The organism is Flavonifractor plautii ATCC 29863 (genome assembly GCF_000239295.1).
GTDB classification, from domain to species: Bacteria; Bacillota; Clostridia; order Oscillospirales; family Oscillospiraceae; genus Flavonifractor; species Flavonifractor plautii.
Genome location: NZ_JH417841.1, coordinates 1 through 17,834, shown reverse-complemented (window position 1 = coordinate 17,834; position 17,834 = coordinate 1). Strand labels below are relative to the sequence as shown.

The window sequence follows — 17,834 nt, the reverse complement described above, 5'->3', positions numbered from 1 at the left end:
GTTCACCGTCCAATATGTTTGACAAACCTACAGTGTCTGCGGAAAGAAATTTGGAATTTCACTTTTTTTTAATGTTATTTTACCCGGGCGTATGGTACAATACCAAAGACTTCACAGATGAGGTGTTGCAGTTGGAACTCTTTGAATGGATGACCTCCACCACCTGGGGCGAGAGCCTGCTTACCCTGCTGGTGTCCATGGTGCCGGTGATCGAGCTGCGGGGCGGAGTCCCCTTCGGCACCGCCTTGGGGCTGGCCCCCCTCCACGCACTGGTGGTATGCATCATCGGCAATATGCTCCCCATCCCCTTTATTATCGTATATATCCGCCGGATCTTTCACTGGATGCGCCGCAGATCCCCCAGGCTCAACGCTCTGGTGGACAAGCTGGAGAAGAAGGCCCACCTGAAGGGGCAAAAGGTAACGAAGTACAAATACATCGGCCTGTGGCTCTTTGTGGCCATCCCCCTGCCCGGCACGGGGGCGTGGACGGGGGCGCTGATCGCGGCCCTGCTGGATATGCCCCTGCGCAAGTCCATTCCCTCCATCTTCCTGGGGGTGGTCACCGCGGGGCTGATTATGACCTTTGTCACGGGGGGCGTGGTGGCGATTTTCGCCTCCTGAGCGCCTTTTTCTCAGCTCCGGCATAGAATGGCCTGGAGGTGAGCGAAAATGAACCCGATTTGGCAAGTGCTCCTGGCCCTGCTGGCGGCGGTGGGCCTGTTGGCCCTGGGCTGGCTGACCTTCGGCCGCCTGCTGACCCCGGTGGGCGGCGGCGGGGGCGGCCCGGTGTACGCGGTGGTGCCCGCGTCTGGGGACGGGGCCCACCTGGAACAGGACGTGAAGGGGCTTCTCTGGCTGCGGGGCGGCGAGCTGGCCCGCTTCACCATCGTCATCGCCGACGGCGGGCTGGACGGTACGGGGCGGGCGGTGGCCGCGGCCCTGCTGGCCCGCGGCCAGGGGATCGTCCTCTGCCCGGCGGAGCGGCTGGGGGAGTATATCAAGGCATGAAAAGGGTCCGCCGGCCGGCGGACTTTTTTCTGCGCGCAGGGGCCGGGCGGCGCATTTCCGGCGCGGCAAAGCGGGCAAAAATGCGTTTGCCGGTCGACAAATCGGGGCGCAGATGATATGATATCCCGTGAGAAAAGGGAGGGAGCAGCATCCATGCAGGAGGCGGAACTGACTTACATCGAGGGCACCGTAGACGCCGTCATCTATCAGAACCAGGAGAACGGCTACACGGTGCTCCGCCTGGACGCGGGGGAGGGGCGGGGGCTCACCGTTGTGGGGTGCCTGCCCGGCGTGGCGCCGGGGGAGAGCATCTCGGTTCAGGGGACATGGATGCACCACGCCTCCTACGGGGAGCAGTTCAAGGCCGAGGCGGTGGAGCGGCGGATGCCCGCGGGCACCAAGGCCATCTTTGACTACCTGGCCTCCGGCGCGGTGCGGGGCATCGGTGCCGCCACCGCCCGGCGGATGGTGGAGGAGTTCGGGGAGGAGGCCCTGACGGTGCTGGAGGAGCACCCCGAGCGGCTCACTCAGATCAAGGGCATCACCCGCAAGCGGGCCCTGGCCATGGGGGAGCACTTCCGGCAGCAGATGGGCATGCGCCGCCTGCTGGAGTTTCTGGGGGAGCATGAGGTGCCCCTCCAGCTGGCCATGCCCCTCTACCGCAAGTACGGCGACCGGGCCCTGGAGATCATCCGGGGCAACCCCTATCTGCTGGTGGACCGGGAGCTGGGGGTGGACTTTTCCAACGCCGACGCGCTGGCCCTGTCTATGGGCATGGAGGGGGACGACCCCCAGCGGCTGGAGGCGGGGCTGCTCTTCGAGCTGACCCACAACCTGGACAACGGCCACACCTTTCTCCCCCGGCGCAAGCTGCTGCCCGCCACGGCCCAGCTCATCGGTGTGGGGGAGGAGGCCCTGGAGGAGGCGCTGGAGGCCCTGCTGGAGCGGGGCGAGGTGGTGGAGGAGCCGGTGGCCGGGGAGCAGGCCGTCTACCTCCACGACCTTTGTGAAGCGGAGCAGTACGTGGCCTTCCGGCTGTGGGAGCTGGCGGCGGGGGAGATCGTGGCCCCCCATGGGCTGGAGGAACTCATCGACCGCATCCAGGCCGAGCAGGGCATCACCTATGCCCCACAGCAGCGCCAGGCAGTGGAGCTGGCCGCCACCAGCCAGGTGATGCTCCTCACCGGCGGACCGGGCACCGGCAAGACCACCTCCCTGCGTGGAGTGCTGGCCCTGTTCGATGCCCTGGGGCTGGAGACCGCCCTGGCCGCCCCCACGGGGCGGGCCGCCAAGCGGCTGGGGGAGCTGTGCGGCGCGGAGGGGACCACGATCCACCGCCTTCTGGAGACCCAGTACGACCCCCACTCCGGCCGGCTGGTGTTTGCCCACGATGAAAGCGACCCGCTGAAGGCCGACGCGGTGATCGTGGACGAGACCTCCATGGTGGATATCACCCTCATGCACGGCCTGCTGTCCGCCCTGCGGCCGGAGTGCCGGCTGATCCTGGTGGGCGACCCCGACCAGCTGCCCAGCGTGGGGCCGGGCAACCTGTTCTCCGACCTTATCCGCAGCGGGGTGATCCCCATGGTGCGCCTGACCGAGATCTTCCGGCAGGCCGCCGAGAGCGCCATCGTCCGCAGCGCCCACGGGGTCAACCGGGGGGAGCTGCCCGACCTGCGGGACAACAAGCACGACTTCTTCTTCCTCCGCCGCAAGGAGCCGGCCCGGGCGGCGGAGACCATCGTGGAGCTGGTGAAGACCCGGCTGCCCAACAACATGGGCATCCCGCCGGAGCAGATCCAGGTGCTCTCCCCCACCCGCAAGCGGACGGCGGGCACCGCGTCGCTGAACCGGGCCATCCAGGAGGCGGTGAACCCGCCCGGCCCCGACCGGCCGGAGCGCCGCTTCGGCGAGTACATATTCCGCCGGGGCGACCGGGTGATGCAGGTGCGCAACAACTACGATGTGGTCTGGAAGGACGGCCTCACCTCCGGCATGGGGGTGTTCAACGGGGATATCGGCCAGGTGGTAGAGGTGGACAACCGGGCCGAGCTCCTCACGGTGGACTTTGACGGCCGCCGGGTTGAATATACCCCTGATATGCTGGGGGAGCTGGAGCCCGCCTACGCCATTACGGTGCACAAGGCCCAGGGCAGCGAGTACCGGGCGGTGATCCTGGCGGTGTGCGAGGGGGCGCCCATGCTCCTGACCCGGGGGGTGCTCTACACCGCCATCACCCGGGCCAGGGAGCTCCTGATCCTGGTGGGGGACGAGGACGTGGTGGCCCACATGACCGCCAACGACCGTCAGCAGCGGCGCTACTCCGGCCTGCGCTGGCGGCTGGCCCAGCTGGCCAACGGGTGAGGCTCCGCCCACCCCGTTTGGGCTGCGAAAAAGAAGAACTTAATGTGCACGCATAAGTGCAAAGTGCGTGCACAAACCGATACCATCACCCTGAAAGGTGGTGTCAATATGAAGCGAGACAAGCACCTCGGCATCCGCATGGACAGCCAGCTCCACAAGAAGCTGGTCTACATTGCGGAGTATGAGGGACGCTCCCTCAACTGGCAGGTCATCCACCTCATCCAAGAGTGCGTCCGCGCCTTCGAGCGGGAGCACGGTCCGATTCCGGACGAGGAGCTGTCATGAGCGGGCCGGTGGGGGTCCTGCTGGATCTGCTCTTCCCGCCCAAATGCGTGTTCTGCGGGCGGCTGCTCACCTCGGGGGAGCGGGACTTCTGTGCCCGCTGCCAGCGGGAGCTGCCCTGGCTGGAGGGGCCGGAGGCGGAGCAGACGGGGGAGTTTTTCACCCTGTGCGCCTCTCCGCTGGCCTACCGGGACCAGGTACGGGATTCCATCCGGCGTTACAAATTCAAAGGGCGGCAGGGCTACCACAAGGCCTACGGCCGCTTAGTGGCCCAGTGCGTCCACGACCATCTGGACGGGCGGTGGGATCTCATCACCTGGGTGCCCCTCTCTGACCAGAGGAGGAGGGAGCGGGGCTACGACCAGGCGTTCCTGCTGGCCAGCGCCGCGGCGTTGGAGCTGGGGGAGGTGGCGGTGGAGACGCTGCGCAAGGGGCGCAACACCGAGGCCCAGTCCGGCCTGGACGGCGACGCGGCCCGCCGGGCCAATGTGCTGGGGGCCTACACCGCCGTGGACGCAGAGCTGGTGGAGGGCAAACGGGTGCTCCTCATCGACGACGTGATCACCACCGGCGCGACTATTTCAGAATGTGCAAGGATTCTGCGCACCGTGGGGGCCAGAGAGGTGGTATGCGCCACCTTGGCCCGGGCGAGAGGATAGAAACAGGGAAAGTTTGTGGAAATTAGCGTTGAAATAGGTCGGATACTTCGGTATAATATAGGGGATTATTCATGAAATTCTGGGATAAACTAAAACAAAAGCTTTCAAGACTTCGAGGTGCGGGTATGTTCAGTAAGGATATCGGAATCGACCTGGGTACGGCGTCTATCCTGGTCTACGTCAAAGGCAAGGGCGTGGTGCTGCGGGAGCCCTCCGTGGTGGCCATCGACAAGAACACGGGCAAGCTGCTCAAGGTGGGCACCGAGGCGCAGCAGATGCTGGGCCGTACCCCTGGCAACATCGTCGCCATCCGCCCTCTGCGGGAGGGCGTCATCTCCGACTACGACATGACCGAGCGGATGCTCAAGGAGTTCATCCGCAAGGTGACCTCCTTCCGGCTGTTCAAACCCCGCATCGTCATCTGCGTCCCCTCCGGCATCACCGAGGTGGAGGAGCGCGCCGTCATCGACGCGGGCATCCAGGCGGGCGCCCGGCGGGTCTATCTGATTGAGGAGCCCGTGGCCGCCGCCATCGGCGCGGGCATCGACATCGCTAAGCCCGACGGCCACATGATCGTGGACATCGGCGGCGGCACCACCGACATCGCGGTCATCTCCCTGTCCGGCATCGTGGAGTCCACCTCCATCAAGATCGCCGGCGACCAGTTCGACGAGGCCATCGTGAAGTACATACGGCGCAAGCACAATGTACTCATCGGTGAGCGGACGGCGGAGGAGCTGAAGATGCAGATCGGCTGCGTCTTCCCCCGCCCGGAGGAGCAGACGGTGGAGATCAAGGGCCGCTGCCTCATGACCGGCCTGCCCCGGGTGTTCTCTGTGTCCTCCAGCGAGATGATCGAGGCCTTCGAGGAGGTCTCCACCCGCATCCTGGAGGCCATCCACGGCGTGCTGGAGCGCACGCCTCCCGAGCTGGTGGCCGATATCTCCACCAACGGCATCTGCATGACCGGTGGCGGCTCCCTGGTCTGGGGCTTCGACAAGCTCATCGAGTCCCACACCGGCATCGAGACCCATGTGGCCGACGACGCCATCTCCTGCGTGGCCTACGGCACTGGCAAGAGTCTGGACGACGTGGACTCCATGCAGGACGGCACCATCAACCTCTCCCGCAGAAAGCAGATGAACTGAAGAATAAAACAGCACGCCCGGCCAAGCGGCCGGGCGTGCTGTTTTACGCTGTGTTGCGGCTCAGCCCTCCCGCAGCAGGGCCTCGCCCACGGTGAAAATGTCGCCGGCGCCTACGGTGAGGATCAGATCGCCGGGCCGGGCCAGCGCCCGCAGCCGCTCCGTCACCTCGGGCAGCGTGGCATAGTACTCACTGCCGGGGATGCGCGCCGCCAGATCCTTGGAGGAGATGCCGATGTCGTTGACCTCGCGGGCGGCGTAGATCTCCGCCAGAAGGGTGATGTCGGGCGCGCGGAGCGCCTCCACAAAGTCGTTGAACAGGGCGTGGGTGCGGGTATAGGTGTGGGGCTGGAAGGCGCAGATGACCCGCTCATAGCCCAGGGTGCGGGCGGCGGAGAGCAGGGCGTGGAGCTCACCGGGGTGGTGGGCGTAGTCGTCGTACACCTCCGCCCCGTGGTAGGTGCCCTTGTGCTCGAAGCGGCGGCCCGCCCCCCGGAAGGCGGCCAGGCCCTCGGAGACGGCCTCCGGCTCCACCGCCAGGGCGATGGCGGCGGCGGCGGCGGCCAGGGCGTTCTTTACGTTGTGCTCGCCGGGCACCCGCAGGGCCACGTGGGTGAACACATCCCCCCGGTACACCACGTCGAAGGAGGGCAGGCCCCGGTTCCAGGCGAGGTTGGCGGCGCGGACATCGCCCTGCTCCAGGCCGAAGGTGAGGACGGGCCGCTCCTCCCCCTCCAGGGTGTGCATGGTGTTGGCGTCGTCGGCATTGGCCACAATGATGCCGCTCTCCGGCACCCGGTCGGCGAAGGCGCGGAAGGAGTGCTCCACGTCGTCCAGATCCTTGAAGAAGTCCAGGTGATCGGCCTCGATGTTGAGGATCACCGCCACGGTGGGGAAGAAGGAGAGGAAGGAGTTGCAGTACTCGCAGCTCTCCAGGATGATGGTGTCCCCGTGGCCCACCCGGTAGCCGGAGCCCAACAGGGGCAGTGTGCCGCCGATCATCACCGTGGGGTCCATCCGGGCGGCCATGATGATGTGGGTGCACATGGAGGTGGTGGTGGTCTTGCCGTGGGTGCCCGCGATGCACAGGGCGTTCTTGTAGCCCCTCATGATGGCTCCCCAGGCCTGGGCCCGCTCAAAGACGGGGATGCCCGCGGCGCGGGCGGCGGCGATTTCGGGGTTTTCGTCGTGGACGGCGGCGGTGCGGATCACCAGCTCCGCGCCCTGGACGTTCTCCCCCCGGTGGCCGATGGCCACGGGGATGCCCAGGGCGCGCAGGTGCTCCACCGTGGCGCTGTTGCGCATGTCCGAGCCGGTGATCACCATGCCCGCCTTGTGAAGCACCTCGGCCAGGGGGGACATGGACACCCCGCCGATGCCCACTAGGTGGGCCCTGCGGCCGGGGGCGATGTAGTCGTGAATATTGGCGCTTGCCATGGGGTTTACACACCCTTTGCTCTAGTTTATAATAAGTTCCGAACACAATATTATAAACCATTATAGGCAAATAGCAAGAAAAAGATACCAGAGGGAGGCGGAAAAATGAAGGGATGGCCCATCCCCGGCGGCGTGCGGGCCTGCCTGGACACGCTGCGGCGGACAGGACACGCGGCCTACCCGGTGGGGGGCTGCGTGCGGGATCTCCTGCTGGGCCGGACGCCGGGGGATTTCGATGTGTGCACCGACGCCCGGCCGGAGCGGGTGATGGAGCTCTTTCCCCACACGGTCCCCACCGGCCTGCGCCACGGCACGGTCACGGTGCGGACGGAGGACGGGCCGGTGGAGGTGACCACCTTCCGCCGGGAGGGAGGCTATGCCGACGGCCGCCACCCGGACGCGGTGGACTTCGACGCCACTCTGGCGGAGGATCTGGCCCGGCGGGATTTCACCGTCAACGCCATGGCCCTGGATGAAAACGGCATGGTGATCGACCGGTACGGCGGGCAGACGGATCTGTTCCGAAGCGTGATCCGCTGCGTGGGCGACCCGGACCGGCGGTTTGCCGAGGACGCCCTGCGGATGCTGCGGGCGGTGCGCTTCGCCGCCCAACTGGGCTTCTCCATCGAGAAGGGCACCCTGGACGCCATCCGGCGCAGTGCCCGCCGGGCGGAAAACCTGTCGGGGGAGCGGATCAAGGCGGAGCTGGAGAAGATCCTGCTCTCCCCCCGGCCGGAGCTGGCGGGGGAGCTGCTCCGGCTGGGCCTGCTGGCCCACCTGGGGGGGAGTCCAGACTGTCCCGGCCTGCTGGCGCTCCGGGAGGAGCCGCCGGAGCCGGTGCCCCGGTGGCGGGCCTTCTGCCGCCTGACCGGCTTTCCCATTGCGGCCCTGCCGGTGGAGCGGGCCCTCCGCCGTGGGGTGCTCCACCCGGAGGCCGAGGCGGTGCGCGCCCTGGCCCTCTCCGGCGGGGAGCTGGCCGCCCTGGGGCTGGAGGGCCCGGCCATCGGCGCAGCCCAGCGCCGCCTGGCCGCCCACATCCTGTCCCACCCGGAGGACAATACCCCGGCGCGGCTGCTGGCCCTGGCCCGGGCGGAGCTGAGCGGGCCGTAGGGGCGGCCATTTTCGCTTGGACAGGCAAGAACGCCGTCCTCCCGGCATAAGCATTAGGGACGAGGAGGGACGGCCATGGAACGGAGCGGAAAGCGGGAGGGCCTGCTGGAAAAGACGGCGGAGGTATTTGATCTGCCGGGGGACGTGGTGGCGGGCCTGCCCCGCATTGAGCTGACAGGCAGCCGGGAGCTGCGGATGGAAAATCACAAGGGAATTCTCTCCTACGGCGGCGAGGAGATCCACATCTCCGGGGGCAAGCTGGTGGTGAAGGTGCGGGGCTCCGGCCTGGAGCTGCGGAGCATGAACGCCAGCCAGCTCCTGATCACCGGCGTCATTACGGCCGTGGAGCTGGAATAGGGGGGCGGAGGCATGCTGAAGCGGATGGTCAACGCCCTGCGGGGGAGCGTCCGGCTGGAGGTGTCCGGGGCCTTTCCGGAGCGGTTTCTCAACCTCTGCGCCCAGCGGGGCATTGTGTTCTGGAACGTGGAGTGGCTGGAGGCCACCCGCCTGCGCCTCACCGTCACCCGGCAGGGAAGCGGCCCGGCCCGGGCGCTGGGGGACAAGGTGCTGTGTACCGTGGTGCCGGCGGAACAGTCCGGCGTGCCCTTTTTTCTGGGCCGGTTCCGGCGGCGCTATGCCCTGCTGGTGGGGCTGGTCCTTTCCCTGACGGCGGTATGCGTCCTCTCTCAGTTTGTGCTCACCATCGAAGTGGAGGGCAACGAGGCGGTCTCCACAGCGGAGATCCTCACCGAGCTGCGGCGGCAGGGGCTGCGGCCGGGGGTATACGGCCCCGGACTGGACGAGGGGACCATCAGCAGCGCGGCCCTGCTGGGCCTGCCCGAGCTGGCCTGGATGTCGGTCAACCTCCACGGCACCCGGGCGGAGGTGCTGGTGCGGGAGGCGGTGCCTGCGCCCGAAGTGGATGATGAGGAGCAGGTGGGCAGCATTGTGGCCCGGTCCTCCGGCATTGTGACCCATATCGAGCCCCTCAGCGGGGAAGCGCTGGTGGCCCAGGGGGACACGGTGCTGGCCGGGGAGGTGCTCATCTCCGGCGCGGTGACCCTGGATGCCCCCCAGTACAGCGAGCTGGAGAACCTGGGCCAAATACTGGTGCGGGCCCAGGGACAGGTCTTTGCCCGGACGTGGCACACCATGACGGCCTCCATCCCCCTGGAGGCCCAGGTGAAATCGTATACCGGCGAGAAGGCCAGCCGCTGGACCTTGAGCATCCTGGGACATCGCATCGATTTTTTCGGAAAGAGTGGAATTTCCTTCCCTGAGTATGATAAAATAACAGATACCTGGGCGCTCACCCTGCCCGGCGGCCGGGAGATGCCCCTGGCCCTGAGCCGGGAGACCTGCCGGGCCTATACCCTCGCCGCCGCGCCGGTGGACGCGGACGCAGCGGAGCGGCTGCTGGAGGAGCGGCTGCTGGAGGCCCTTCGGGCGCGGCTGGGAGACGGCGAGGTGGTGCATACCAGCTTCTCCTCCGCACAGCGGGATGGACGGCTGGAGGTCACCCTCCAGGCCGAGTGCACGGAGGAGATCGGGCGCTTTGTGCCGCTGGAGTCTATTACAGAAGAAAATGAGGCCGAACCATGATCGAACAGACCATCAGCATCGAGCGCATTGAAGATGTCATCGACATCTTCGGCTCGTTTGACGAAAACATCAAGCTCATTGAGCACGAGCTGGACGTCTCGGTGGTGAGCCGGGACGACCAGCTCAAGATCTCCGGGGAGGCGGAGAACGTCCTTTACGCCGTCAAGGCGGTCCAGGGCCTGCTGGGCCTGGCCGGGCGGAAGGAGACCATCACCGAGCAGAACGTCCGCTACATCATCAATCTGGTGAAGGCGGGCAACGAGGAGCACATCAACGACATCGCCCGGGATGTGCTCTGCGTCACCGCCAAGGGCAAGCCCATCAAGCCCAAGACCCTGGGCCAGAAGCGGTATGTGGACGCCATCAAGAAGAACACCATCACCCTGGGCATCGGCCCGGCGGGCACCGGCAAGACCTACCTGGCGGTGGCCGCCGCCGTGGCCGCCTTCCGGGACAAGCAGGTCAACCGCATCATCCTCACCCGCCCGGCGGTGGAGGCAGGGGAGCGGCTGGGCTTCCTGCCCGGCGATCTGCAGAGCAAGGTGGACCCCTATCTGCGGCCCCTGTACGACGCCCTCTTCGACATGCTGGGGGCGGAGACCTATAACAAATACCTGGAGCGGGGCAGCATCGAGGTGGCCCCCCTGGCCTACATGCGGGGCCGCACCCTGGACGACTCCTTCATCATTCTGGACGAGGCTCAGAACACCTCCCGGGAGCAGATGAAGATGTTCCTCACCCGCTTGGGCTTCGGCTCCAAGATCGTCATCACCGGCGACATCACCCAGATCGACCTGCCCCGGGACACGGTGTCCGGGCTGAAGGAGGCCATGCGGGTGCTGGACGGCGTGGAGGACATCGCCATTTGCAGGCTCAACGAGGCCGACGTGGTGCGCCACGTGATCGTCCAGCGCATCATCAAGGCCTATGAGGAGGACGAAAAGAGGAAGGGAAAGCGATGAACCACGAAATTCTGATCGAGACCGAGGTGGACGGGGCGGAGCCCTATGCCGGGCTGCTGCGCCGGGTGATCCCCGCCGCGCTGGAGGCGGAGGGGGTGTCCTTCCCCTGCGAGGTGGACGTGCTGTTCACCGACGACGAGGGCATCCACGCCATCAATCTGGAGCAGCGGGGCGTGGATCGGCCCACCGACGTGCTCTCCTTCCCCATGTTCCAGCTTACCCCCGGCGCACCGCCCACCCTGGACGACGTGGAGGCCGACCCTGGCACCGGACTGGTCCCTCTGGGGGACATGGTGCTCTCCCTGGAGCGGGCGGAAGCCCAGGGGGCGGAGTACGGCCACGGCGCGGAGCGGGAGGCGGCCTACCTGGCCGTCCACTCGGTGCTCCACCTGCTGGGCTACGACCACCTGGATGAGGGGCCGATGAAGGCCCAGATGCGGGAACGCGAGGAGGCCATCCTGGCCGCCCTGGGCATCACCCGGGAGGGCGCGGATGGATAAGAGGCTTTTGCGGTACGCCGGCGGCGGCGGGGCGATCTCCCTGCTCGCCTGCGGGCTGCTGTGCATGGCGCTGGGCGCGCTGGCGGGCGGAGACGTGGCCGGGCTGGTGGCCTGCGGCGTGATTTTCGCCCTGCCCGGCGTCGTATTCGGCTGTGCCTACGGCCTGTATGAGGCGCTGAAGGGGAGAGACGATCCGGACGCGTAGGGCGCGGCATCCTTGACGCGCTGACCTTCCGTAACGATTTACACACCATTTGCAGGGGACTCGGCTGCCGGGCCGCTGAACGACTCCGCGCCTTACCACAGCCTGCGCCTGCGCAGACGCGAATGTGCTCGGCCGCCCCTGTCGGAAAAAATTATCATAAAACCGCTCAAGAAAGTTGAGGATCACCTATGGAAATTAGAAAATCCGGAATGATCAGCATCGTGGGCCGCCCCAACGTGGGTAAGTCCACCCTGACCAACGCCCTGGTGGGCGAGAAGATCGCCATCGTCACCAACAAGCCCCAGACCACCCGTAACCGCATCTGCGCGGTGGTGAACCGGGAGGGCTGCCAGTTCGTCTTTCTGGACACCCCCGGCCTGCACAAGGCCCGCACCCGCCTGGGGGACTACATGGTGAAGGTGGTCAAGGAGAGCGTGGCCGACGTGGACGCGGTGCTTCTGCTGGTGGAGCCGATCCCCCACATCGGCGGGCCGGAGGCGGAGCTGATCCGGCGCATCAAGGAGCTGAACGTCCCCGCCGTGCTGGTCATCAACAAGATCGACACGGTGGAGAAGGAGGAGCTGCTCTCCGTCATGCAGGTCTACGGCGCGGCCCACGACTTCGCCGCCATCGTGCCCATCTCCGCCAAGCGGAACGAGGGGGTGGACGAGCTGCTGGGCTTGCTGGCCCAGTTCCTGCCCGAGGGGCCCCAGCTCTTCCCGGAGGACATGGTCACCGACCAGCCGGAACGCCAGGTGTGCGCCGAGATCATCCGGGAGAAGCTGCTGCTCTGCCTGGACAAGGAAATTCCCCACGGCACCGCCGTGGAGATCACCACCTTTTCCGAGCGGGACGACGGTATCATCGACCTGGACGCTACCATTTATTGTGAAAAGGCCAGCCACAAGGGGATCATCATCGGCAAGGGCGGGGCCATGCTCAAGAAGATCTCCACCCTGGCCCGCACCGACATTGAGGCCTTTATGGGCACGAAGGTGTTTCTCCAGACCTGGGTGAAGGTAAAAGAAAACTGGAGAGATAATATGAATTTGATCAAGAATTTCGGATACCGGGACGAGTAAGGGCGCAGAAATTACCGCTCATAAACGGAACGCGGCCAGCCAACCTAAAGACAGAAAGGGGGGCTGTGCCATGAGCTGGGCGGAGCTGCTCTGGCGGCTGTTTTTGCAGACCGGCCTGCCGGAGGTCTACAGCCTTTACCGGAGGGTGAAGGGCTGAGCACGCGGGCGCGGCGCGCCCGCATACATAATAGTGGAGGGAAGCCCATGCACATCAGCACCCAGGGCCTGGTGCTCCGGGAGGTCAACTATAAGGAGTCGGACAAGCTGCTCACCGTGCTCACCGCTGAGGGGGGCAAGCGCACGGTCAAGGCCCGGGGCTGCCGCCGGAAGGGCAGTCCCCTGGCCGCCGCGGCCCAGCTCCTGGTCTATTCGGACATGACCCTGTTTGAATACCGGGACTACTTCACCCTCAACGAGGCGGAGTCCCTCCAGCAGTTCTGGCGCGTCAGATCCGATCTGGAGAGGCTGAGCCTGGCCTCCTACTTTGCGGAAGTGATGGAGGCGGTGGCGGTGGAGGGGCGGCCCGATCCGATGGCCCTCTCCCTCATCCTTAACTCCCTCTATGCCCTGGACAGGCTGAACCGGCCCCTGGCGCTGGTAAAGGCGGCCTTCGAGCTCAAGCTCATGTGCCTGGAGGGGTACGAGCCCCTGCTGGACGCCTGCGCGGTGTGCGGCGCGCCGGAGCCGGAGCCGCCTCTGTTCCACCTGAACGAGGGGGTGCTCTGCTGCGCCGCCTGCCGGACGGAGGCGGGGGAGGGAGCCGCCGTCCCCTTGGAGGGGGGAGCCCTGGCGGCCATGCGTCACATCGTCTACGGCGATCCCAAGCGCCTGTTCTCCTTCCGGCTGGAGGGGGCGGGCCTGTCCTGCCTGTCCCACGTCTGCCAGCGATTTCTGACCACGCAGCTTGACCGGGGCTTTCGTACCCTGGATTTTTATCAACAATGGGGGAATTGAATATGGAACTGTTTGTAGCGGACGCCTTTACCACCCGGCGCTTCTCCGGCAATCAGGCCGGTGTGGCCCTGCTGGGGGAGGCGGATTTCCCGGAGGAGGGGTTCATGCGGGCCCTAGCCGGGGAGCTGAAGCACTCGGAGACCGCCTTTGTCCGCCGGACGGGGGAGGGCTCTTTCCACATCCGCTATTTCACCCCCGCGGAGGAGGTGGATCTCTGCGGCCACGCCACCATCGCCTCCTTCACCGTCCTGCGGGAGACGGGGGCCATCGGGCCGGGGACGTATGCCCTGCACACCCGCTCCGGAGACCTGTCCATCCAGGTGGGCGCGGACGCGGTGTGGATGGACATGGCGCCCCCCGCCGACGGCCGGAGCTTTTCGGAGGAGGAGCAGGCGGAGCTGTACGCCGCCTACGGCCTGTCCCTGGCCGACCGGCCGGAGGGCCTGGAGGCCCAGGCGGTGAGCACCGGCCTGCTGGACATCCTGCTGCCCGTCCGGGATCTGGCCGCCCTGGAGCGGGCGGAGCAGAACGAGGGGGAGGTCACCCGCCTGTCGGAGCGCTACGGCGTGGTGGGGGTGCACATGTTCTGCCCCAGCACCCCCGACGCCGCGGCCCACTGCCGCAACTTCGCCCCCCTGTACGCCATCCCGGAGGAGGCGGCCACCGGCACCTCCAACGGGGCGCTGACCTACTATCTGTACCGCCGGGGGCTGACGGCCGCCGGGGCGGAGAACCGCTTTGTCCAGGGGGAGAAGATGGGCAAGCCCTCGGAGATCCTCAGCCGTCTCACGGACGGGGGCGACGGCGTCAAGGTTCAGGTGGGCGGCCGGGCGGTGCTCGCCCTGCGGTGTGAGCTGCTGTGATCATGCCAGACGCCATTCCGCCGGAGCTGCTGGCCCCCTGCGGAATGAACTGCCAGGTGTGCTACCGGCACCTGACTCCCCGGCGGGCCTGCCTCGGGTGCAGGGGCGGCGCGTCGAACAAGCCGCCCCACTGCCGGGACTGCGCCCTGAAAGCTTGCGCGGCGGAGCGGGGCGTGGCATTTTGCGCCGCCTGTTCCCGGTTTCCATGCAAGTCTATGGCGGCGCTGGAAAAGACCTATCAAAAGCGTTGGGGGATCAGCCTGGCGGAGACTGGACGCCGGGCCGCCGCGGGAGAGGCGGAGGCCCTTCTGGCCGGGCAGCGGAGGCGGTGGCTCTGCACCTGCGGCGGGGTGATCTCCCTCCACGATGGAGTCTGCTCAGAGTGCGGGCGGCCCGTGGACTAGGAGATATGAAACTGCCGGATGATCCCCACACTCATGTACTCGCCCATCTCGCAGGCGAGCTGGTCCAGCAGCAGGTAGGACGCGCTGATGGCGTGGTAATTGCCCAGCAGATCCTGGTCGGCGGCATCGCAGAGCAGGGTGGTATTGTGGATAAACATGCTGCTCCATAAACTGGCGTCCCAGTGGGGGTTGAGCGCGGACAGCCGGGCGGCGGTGAGCCGGTTGAGGTCCAGCCACTGGCAGCGGATGCGCTCAGCCTGGCTGCGCTGCCGCGCGTCCAGCGCGTCCAGATAAGCGGCGTAGTAGCGGTAGAGCGGAGAGCCTGCCGCTGCGGCACCGACAATAAGCTGGATGCCATAGTAGCGCTCCATGATCTGATCGTACTGGGCGGGCTGGGCCTGCAGCTCCCGATAGATGCTGTCCACGTTTTCCGCGTGGAACAGCCGGCTCTGCATATACATGAGGGCCCAGAAGGTGCTCCCCCGCCACGCATTGATACAGGTATTGAGTAATATGAGCTGACGCTCGGAGAACGTATATAAGTCAAGCCGTTTCTGTTCCATAAGATCCCTCCTGCCCATAGGGTATGCGCCCGGGGGGCTTCGGGTGCGCGAATCTTGGGGCACAGGCGCGGCGCTCCGCGGAACAACGCGGCAATCAAACAGCAAGGAAACGAATTATGACCGATTTATTTGAAAAATCCATTCAGATTCTGGAACTGCCCAAGGTGCTTGAGCGCCTGGCCGGCCAGGCTGTGACCCAGGAGGGCAAGGAGCGCTGCCTGGCGCTGCGGCCCATGACCGACCCGGACGATGTCCAGCGGGCGCTGGACGAGACCAGCGCCGCTGTGGACATGAGCGCCCTGCGGGGCAGCCCCTCCTTCTCCGGCGTCAAGCCGGTGGCGGCCTCCCTCCAGCGGGCCCACATGGGGGGCGCGCTCAACACCCGGGAGCTGCTGGACATCGCGGCGGTGCTGCGGGCGGCCCGCTCCGCCAGGGAGTACGGTGAGGGGGACGAGCGGAAAAAGACCTGCATCGACCACCTGTTCCGTTCCCTGACCGCCAACCGCTTTCTGGAGGACAAGATCACCGGCTCCATCGTGGGAGAGGACGAGATCGCCGACGCCGCCAGCCCCGAGCTGGCCTCCATTCGGCGGCACATCCGGGCCACCGCCTCCAAGGTGCGGGACATCCTCAACAAGCTCCTCTCCTCCAACCAGGCCAAATATCTCCAGGAGGCCATCATCACCCAGCGCAACGACCGCTTCGTGGTGCCCGTCAAGTCGGAGCACAAGAACGACGTGCCCGGCCTGGTGCACGACGTGTCCTCCTCCGGGGCCACCTTCTTTATCGAGCCCATGGGGGTGGTGAAGGCCAACAACGAGCTCAAGGAGCTCCAGGCCAGGGAGGAGAAGGAGATTGAGCGCATCCTTGCGGAGCTGTCCGCCGAGTGCGCCCAGTTCAAGGACGATATCACTCAGGACTACGATCTGCTCATCCTTCTGGATGTGATCTTCGCCCGGGCCAAGCTGGCCTACCGGATGCGGGCCTGCGCCCCCAGAATCGTGGAGCGCGGCCTGTACCTGCGGAAGGCCCGCCACCCCCTGCTGGACCCGGACAGGGCGGTGGCCAACGACCTGATGCTGGGGGAGGACTTCGACACCCTGGTAATCACCGGCCCCAATACCGGCGGCAAGACGGTGACCATCAAGACCATCGGCCTGCTCACCCTCATGGCCCAGTGCGGCCTGCATATCCCCGTCTCCGACGACAGCCGGGTAAAGGTGTTCCGCCGGGTGCTGGCCGACGTGGGCGACGAGCAGTCCATCGCCCAGAGTTTGTCCACATTTTCCTCCCACATGGTGAACATTGTGGGTATTCTCGGGGAGGCGGACGGCGAGACCCTGATCCTCTTTGACGAGCTGGGGGCGGGCACCGACCCCATCGAGGGTGCGGCCCTGGCCGCCGCCATCATCGAGAGCGCCCGGGAGATGGGGGCCCTGGTGGCCGCCACCACCCACTACGCCGAGCTGAAGGTGTACGCCATGACCACGCCGGGGGTGGAGAACGCCTCCTGTGAGTTCAACGTGGACTCCCTGGCCCCCACCTACCGCCTGCTCATCGGCATCCCCGGCAAGTCCAACGCCTTTGCCATTTCGGAGCGGCTGGGCCTGCCCAAGTCCATCATCCAGAAGGCCGCCGCCCGCATCGATGCGGAGAACGTCCGCTTCGAGGACGTGCTCACCCAACTGGACGAGCAGCGCCAGGAGATGGAGCGGGAGAAAGAGGCCGCCGCCCGGCTCCGGCGGGAGATGGAGGAGACGGCCAAGGCATCCCGGGAGTACAAGGCCAAGATGGAGGCCGAGCGGGCCAAGGCGGTGGAGAAGGCCCAGGCGGAGGCCCGGGCCATTCTGGACGAGGCCAGGGACACCGCCGACCAGGTATTCAAGGAGCTCAACGACATGCGCCGCCGCCAGCGGAAGGAGGAGGACTGGCAGCGGGTCAACGACGAGCGGGCCGCCCTGCGCCGCAGCCTCAACGAGGCGGAGGGGAAGCTGGGAGCCCGGCCGGAGGAGCCGGCCCCGCCTCCCACCCGGCCGGCCCGGGCGGGCGACACGGTGGAGCTGGTGAAGATGGGCACCCAGGCCACCGTCCTGTCGGTCAACAAGGACGGCTCCCTCCAGCTCCAGGCGGGGATTCTGAAGATCACCGCCAGGCAGGAGGAGGTGCGCGTGGTGGAGGGGGAGACCCAGCAGTCCGCCAAGAAGGTGGTGGCCCGGGCCGAGCACAAGCTGCGCTCCCTGGGGGCCTCGCCGGAGGTGGATCTCCGGGGCATGATGACCGACGAGGCCATCGGCGCATTGGATCTCTTCCTGGACAACGCGGTGCTGGGCAAGCTCAACGAGGTGCGCATCATTCACGGCAAGGGCACCGGCGCGGTGCGCAAGGCAGTGCGGGAGCACCTCAAGCGCAGCCGCTACGTCAAGTCCTTCCGCCCCGGCCGCTACGGCGAAGGCGAGGATGGTGTGACCATCGCCGAGCTGCGGTAGAGCAGCTCCCGTCCCCCGCGGAAGCGCGTGGGGGGCCTCCGGGGGGAATCGATTCCCCCCGGAAGGCGCGGCTTTGGAGCGAAGCGACAGGCTTTCCGCAGAAAGCCTCCGCGCCGTGAGGATGGCGTGACCATCGCCGAGCTTCGGTAGAGCAGCCCCCGTCCCCCGCGGGAGCGCGTGGGGGGCCTCCGGGGGGAATCGATTCC

Annotated in this window: 19 protein-coding genes; 17 read left to right on the top strand and 2 right to left on the bottom strand. The window is 66.6% G+C overall.

Translation table 11 applies throughout. The features are described from left to right. Positions 1-131: 131 nt before the first annotated feature. The 6 genes from HMPREF0372_RS16335 (at position 132) to mreB (ending at position 5,463) form a co-directional block, all read left to right on the top strand. Positions 132-623: a COG2426 family protein gene (locus HMPREF0372_RS16335; protein ID WP_024725047.1), complete on the top strand. Its 492-nt coding sequence runs from the start codon at positions 132-134 to the stop codon at positions 621-623. A 48-nt stretch (positions 624-671) separates the two neighbouring features. Continuing rightward, a complete protein-coding gene (locus HMPREF0372_RS16330; protein WP_007494911.1) occupies positions 672-1,010 on the top strand; it encodes a hypothetical protein in 339 nt (112 codons plus the stop codon). A gap of 153 nt (positions 1,011-1,163) precedes the next feature. Then, complete coding sequence (gene recD2 / locus HMPREF0372_RS16325) at positions 1,164-3,374, top strand: SF1B family DNA helicase RecD2 (protein ID WP_039997854.1); 2,211 nt, start codon at positions 1,164-1,166, stop codon at positions 3,372-3,374. Positions 3,375-3,482: 108 nt separating this feature from the next. Next, the gene (locus HMPREF0372_RS20200; protein ID WP_009257519.1) at positions 3,483-3,659 is read left to right on the top strand and encodes a type II toxin-antitoxin system antitoxin; all 177 of its coding nucleotides are present in this window, start codon (positions 3,483-3,485) and stop codon (positions 3,657-3,659) included. Beyond that, a complete protein-coding gene (locus HMPREF0372_RS16320; protein WP_007494906.1) occupies positions 3,656-4,315 on the top strand; it encodes a ComF family protein in 660 nt (219 codons plus the stop codon). Before HMPREF0372_RS20200 ends, HMPREF0372_RS16320 begins: the two co-directional genes overlap by 4 nt. A gap of 125 nt (positions 4,316-4,440) precedes the next feature. After that, positions 4,441-5,463: a rod shape-determining protein gene (mreB, locus tag HMPREF0372_RS16315; protein ID WP_007494905.1), complete on the top strand. Its 1,023-nt coding sequence runs from the start codon at positions 4,441-4,443 to the stop codon at positions 5,461-5,463. 60 nt (positions 5,464-5,523) lie between these two features. Here mreB and murC read toward each other — a convergent pair whose 3' ends face one another. Further along, on the bottom strand, positions 5,524-6,897 hold the full coding sequence (murC, locus tag HMPREF0372_RS16310; RefSeq protein ID WP_007494904.1) for a UDP-N-acetylmuramate--L-alanine ligase: 1,374 nt from the start codon (positions 6,895-6,897) through the stop codon (positions 5,524-5,526). 105 nt (positions 6,898-7,002) lie between these two features. On the opposite strand from murC, the gene HMPREF0372_RS16305 reads away from it, so the two are divergent. The 10 genes from HMPREF0372_RS16305 (at position 7,003) to HMPREF0372_RS16260 (ending at position 14,579) form a co-directional block, all read left to right on the top strand. Further along, positions 7,003-8,007, top strand: coding sequence for a tRNA nucleotidyltransferase (locus HMPREF0372_RS16305; RefSeq protein ID WP_007494903.1), 1,005 nt, complete (start codon positions 7,003-7,005; stop codon positions 8,005-8,007). A 75-nt stretch (positions 8,008-8,082) separates the two neighbouring features. Continuing rightward, entirely contained in the window at positions 8,083-8,364 is a 282-nt protein-coding gene (locus tag HMPREF0372_RS16300) for a YabP/YqfC family sporulation protein (protein ID WP_007494901.1), read from the top strand. A gap of 12 nt (positions 8,365-8,376) precedes the next feature. Further along, positions 8,377-9,609 carry a sporulation protein YqfD gene (locus HMPREF0372_RS16295; protein ID WP_007494899.1) on the top strand — a complete coding sequence of 411 codons (1,233 nt, stop codon included), beginning with the start codon at positions 8,377-8,379 and terminating at the stop codon, positions 9,607-9,609. After that, a complete protein-coding gene (locus HMPREF0372_RS16290; RefSeq protein WP_007494897.1) occupies positions 9,606-10,571 on the top strand; it encodes a PhoH family protein in 966 nt (321 codons plus the stop codon). The genes HMPREF0372_RS16295 and HMPREF0372_RS16290 overlap by 4 nt, the downstream gene beginning before the upstream one ends. Further along, the gene (gene ybeY / locus HMPREF0372_RS16285) at positions 10,568-11,071 is read left to right on the top strand and encodes an rRNA maturation RNase YbeY (protein ID WP_007494895.1); all 504 of its coding nucleotides are present in this window, start codon (positions 10,568-10,570) and stop codon (positions 11,069-11,071) included. The genes HMPREF0372_RS16290 and ybeY overlap by 4 nt, the downstream gene beginning before the upstream one ends. Beyond that, positions 11,064-11,276, top strand: coding sequence for a hypothetical protein (locus tag HMPREF0372_RS16280; RefSeq protein WP_007494893.1), 213 nt, complete (start codon positions 11,064-11,066; stop codon positions 11,274-11,276). The genes ybeY and HMPREF0372_RS16280 overlap by 8 nt, the downstream gene beginning before the upstream one ends. Positions 11,277-11,464: 188 nt before the next feature. Next, entirely contained in the window at positions 11,465-12,358 is an 894-nt protein-coding gene (gene era / locus HMPREF0372_RS16275; protein WP_009257524.1) for a GTPase Era, read from the top strand. 204 nt (positions 12,359-12,562) lie between these two features. Then, positions 12,563-13,312, top strand: coding sequence for a DNA repair protein RecO (gene recO, locus HMPREF0372_RS16270; RefSeq protein ID WP_007494889.1), 750 nt, complete (start codon positions 12,563-12,565; stop codon positions 13,310-13,312). Positions 13,313-13,314: 2 nt separating this feature from the next. Beyond that, positions 13,315-14,175, top strand: coding sequence for a PhzF family phenazine biosynthesis protein (locus HMPREF0372_RS16265; protein ID WP_039997850.1), 861 nt, complete (start codon positions 13,315-13,317; stop codon positions 14,173-14,175). Positions 14,176-14,177: 2 nt separating this feature from the next. Continuing rightward, complete coding sequence (locus HMPREF0372_RS16260; protein ID WP_154250406.1) at positions 14,178-14,579, top strand: DUF3795 domain-containing protein; 402 nt, start codon at positions 14,178-14,180, stop codon at positions 14,577-14,579. Here the strand turns inward: HMPREF0372_RS16260 and HMPREF0372_RS16255 are convergent. Next, entirely contained in the window at positions 14,576-15,142 is a 567-nt protein-coding gene (locus HMPREF0372_RS16255) for a hypothetical protein (RefSeq protein ID WP_009257527.1), read from the bottom strand. The two genes, HMPREF0372_RS16260 and HMPREF0372_RS16255, sit on opposite strands and share 4 nt — an antisense overlap. A gap of 116 nt (positions 15,143-15,258) precedes the next feature. On the opposite strand from HMPREF0372_RS16255, the gene HMPREF0372_RS16250 reads away from it, so the two are divergent. Next, positions 15,259-17,628, top strand: coding sequence for an endonuclease MutS2 (locus HMPREF0372_RS16250; RefSeq protein ID WP_007494883.1), 2,370 nt, complete (start codon positions 15,259-15,261; stop codon positions 17,626-17,628). Positions 17,629-17,834 lie beyond the last annotated feature (206 nt).

What these genes read in the sequence shown, in the direction of transcription:
- mreB (WP_007494905.1), top strand. Translation starts at nt 4,441, where the DNA reads ATGTTCAGTAAGGATATCGGAATCGACCTGGGTACGGCGTCTATCCTG.
- HMPREF0372_RS16300 (WP_007494901.1), top strand. Translation starts at nt 8,083, where the DNA reads ATGGAACGGAGCGGAAAGCGGGAGGGCCTGCTGGAAAAGACGGCGGAG.
- HMPREF0372_RS16250 (WP_007494883.1), top strand. Translation starts at nt 15,259, where the DNA reads ATGACCGATTTATTTGAAAAATCCATTCAGATTCTGGAACTGCCCAAG.
- HMPREF0372_RS16305 (WP_007494903.1), top strand. Translation starts at nt 7,003, where the DNA reads ATGAAGGGATGGCCCATCCCCGGCGGCGTGCGGGCCTGCCTGGACACG.
- recD2 (WP_039997854.1), top strand. Translation starts at nt 1,164, where the DNA reads ATGCAGGAGGCGGAACTGACTTACATCGAGGGCACCGTAGACGCCGTC.
- HMPREF0372_RS16255 (WP_009257527.1), bottom strand. Translation starts at nt 15,142, where the DNA reads ATGGAACAGAAACGGCTTGACTTATATACGTTCTCCGAGCGTCAGCTC.
- HMPREF0372_RS16265 (WP_039997850.1), top strand. Translation starts at nt 13,315, where the DNA reads ATGGAACTGTTTGTAGCGGACGCCTTTACCACCCGGCGCTTCTCCGGC.
- HMPREF0372_RS16280 (WP_007494893.1), top strand. Translation starts at nt 11,064, where the DNA reads ATGGATAAGAGGCTTTTGCGGTACGCCGGCGGCGGCGGGGCGATCTCC.
- HMPREF0372_RS16330 (WP_007494911.1), top strand. Translation starts at nt 672, where the DNA reads ATGAACCCGATTTGGCAAGTGCTCCTGGCCCTGCTGGCGGCGGTGGGC.
- HMPREF0372_RS16290 (WP_007494897.1), top strand. Translation starts at nt 9,606, where the DNA reads ATGATCGAACAGACCATCAGCATCGAGCGCATTGAAGATGTCATCGAC.
- murC (WP_007494904.1), bottom strand. Translation starts at nt 6,897, where the DNA reads ATGGCAAGCGCCAATATTCACGACTACATCGCCCCCGGCCGCAGGGCC.
- ybeY (WP_007494895.1), top strand. Translation starts at nt 10,568, where the DNA reads ATGAACCACGAAATTCTGATCGAGACCGAGGTGGACGGGGCGGAGCCC.
- HMPREF0372_RS20200 (WP_009257519.1), top strand. Translation starts at nt 3,483, where the DNA reads ATGAAGCGAGACAAGCACCTCGGCATCCGCATGGACAGCCAGCTCCAC.
- HMPREF0372_RS16295 (WP_007494899.1), top strand. Translation starts at nt 8,377, where the DNA reads ATGCTGAAGCGGATGGTCAACGCCCTGCGGGGGAGCGTCCGGCTGGAG.
- recO (WP_007494889.1), top strand. Translation starts at nt 12,563, where the DNA reads ATGCACATCAGCACCCAGGGCCTGGTGCTCCGGGAGGTCAACTATAAG.
- HMPREF0372_RS16260 (WP_154250406.1), top strand. Translation starts at nt 14,178, where the DNA reads ATGCCAGACGCCATTCCGCCGGAGCTGCTGGCCCCCTGCGGAATGAAC.
- HMPREF0372_RS16320 (WP_007494906.1), top strand. Translation starts at nt 3,656, where the DNA reads ATGAGCGGGCCGGTGGGGGTCCTGCTGGATCTGCTCTTCCCGCCCAAA.
- era (WP_009257524.1), top strand. Translation starts at nt 11,465, where the DNA reads ATGGAAATTAGAAAATCCGGAATGATCAGCATCGTGGGCCGCCCCAAC.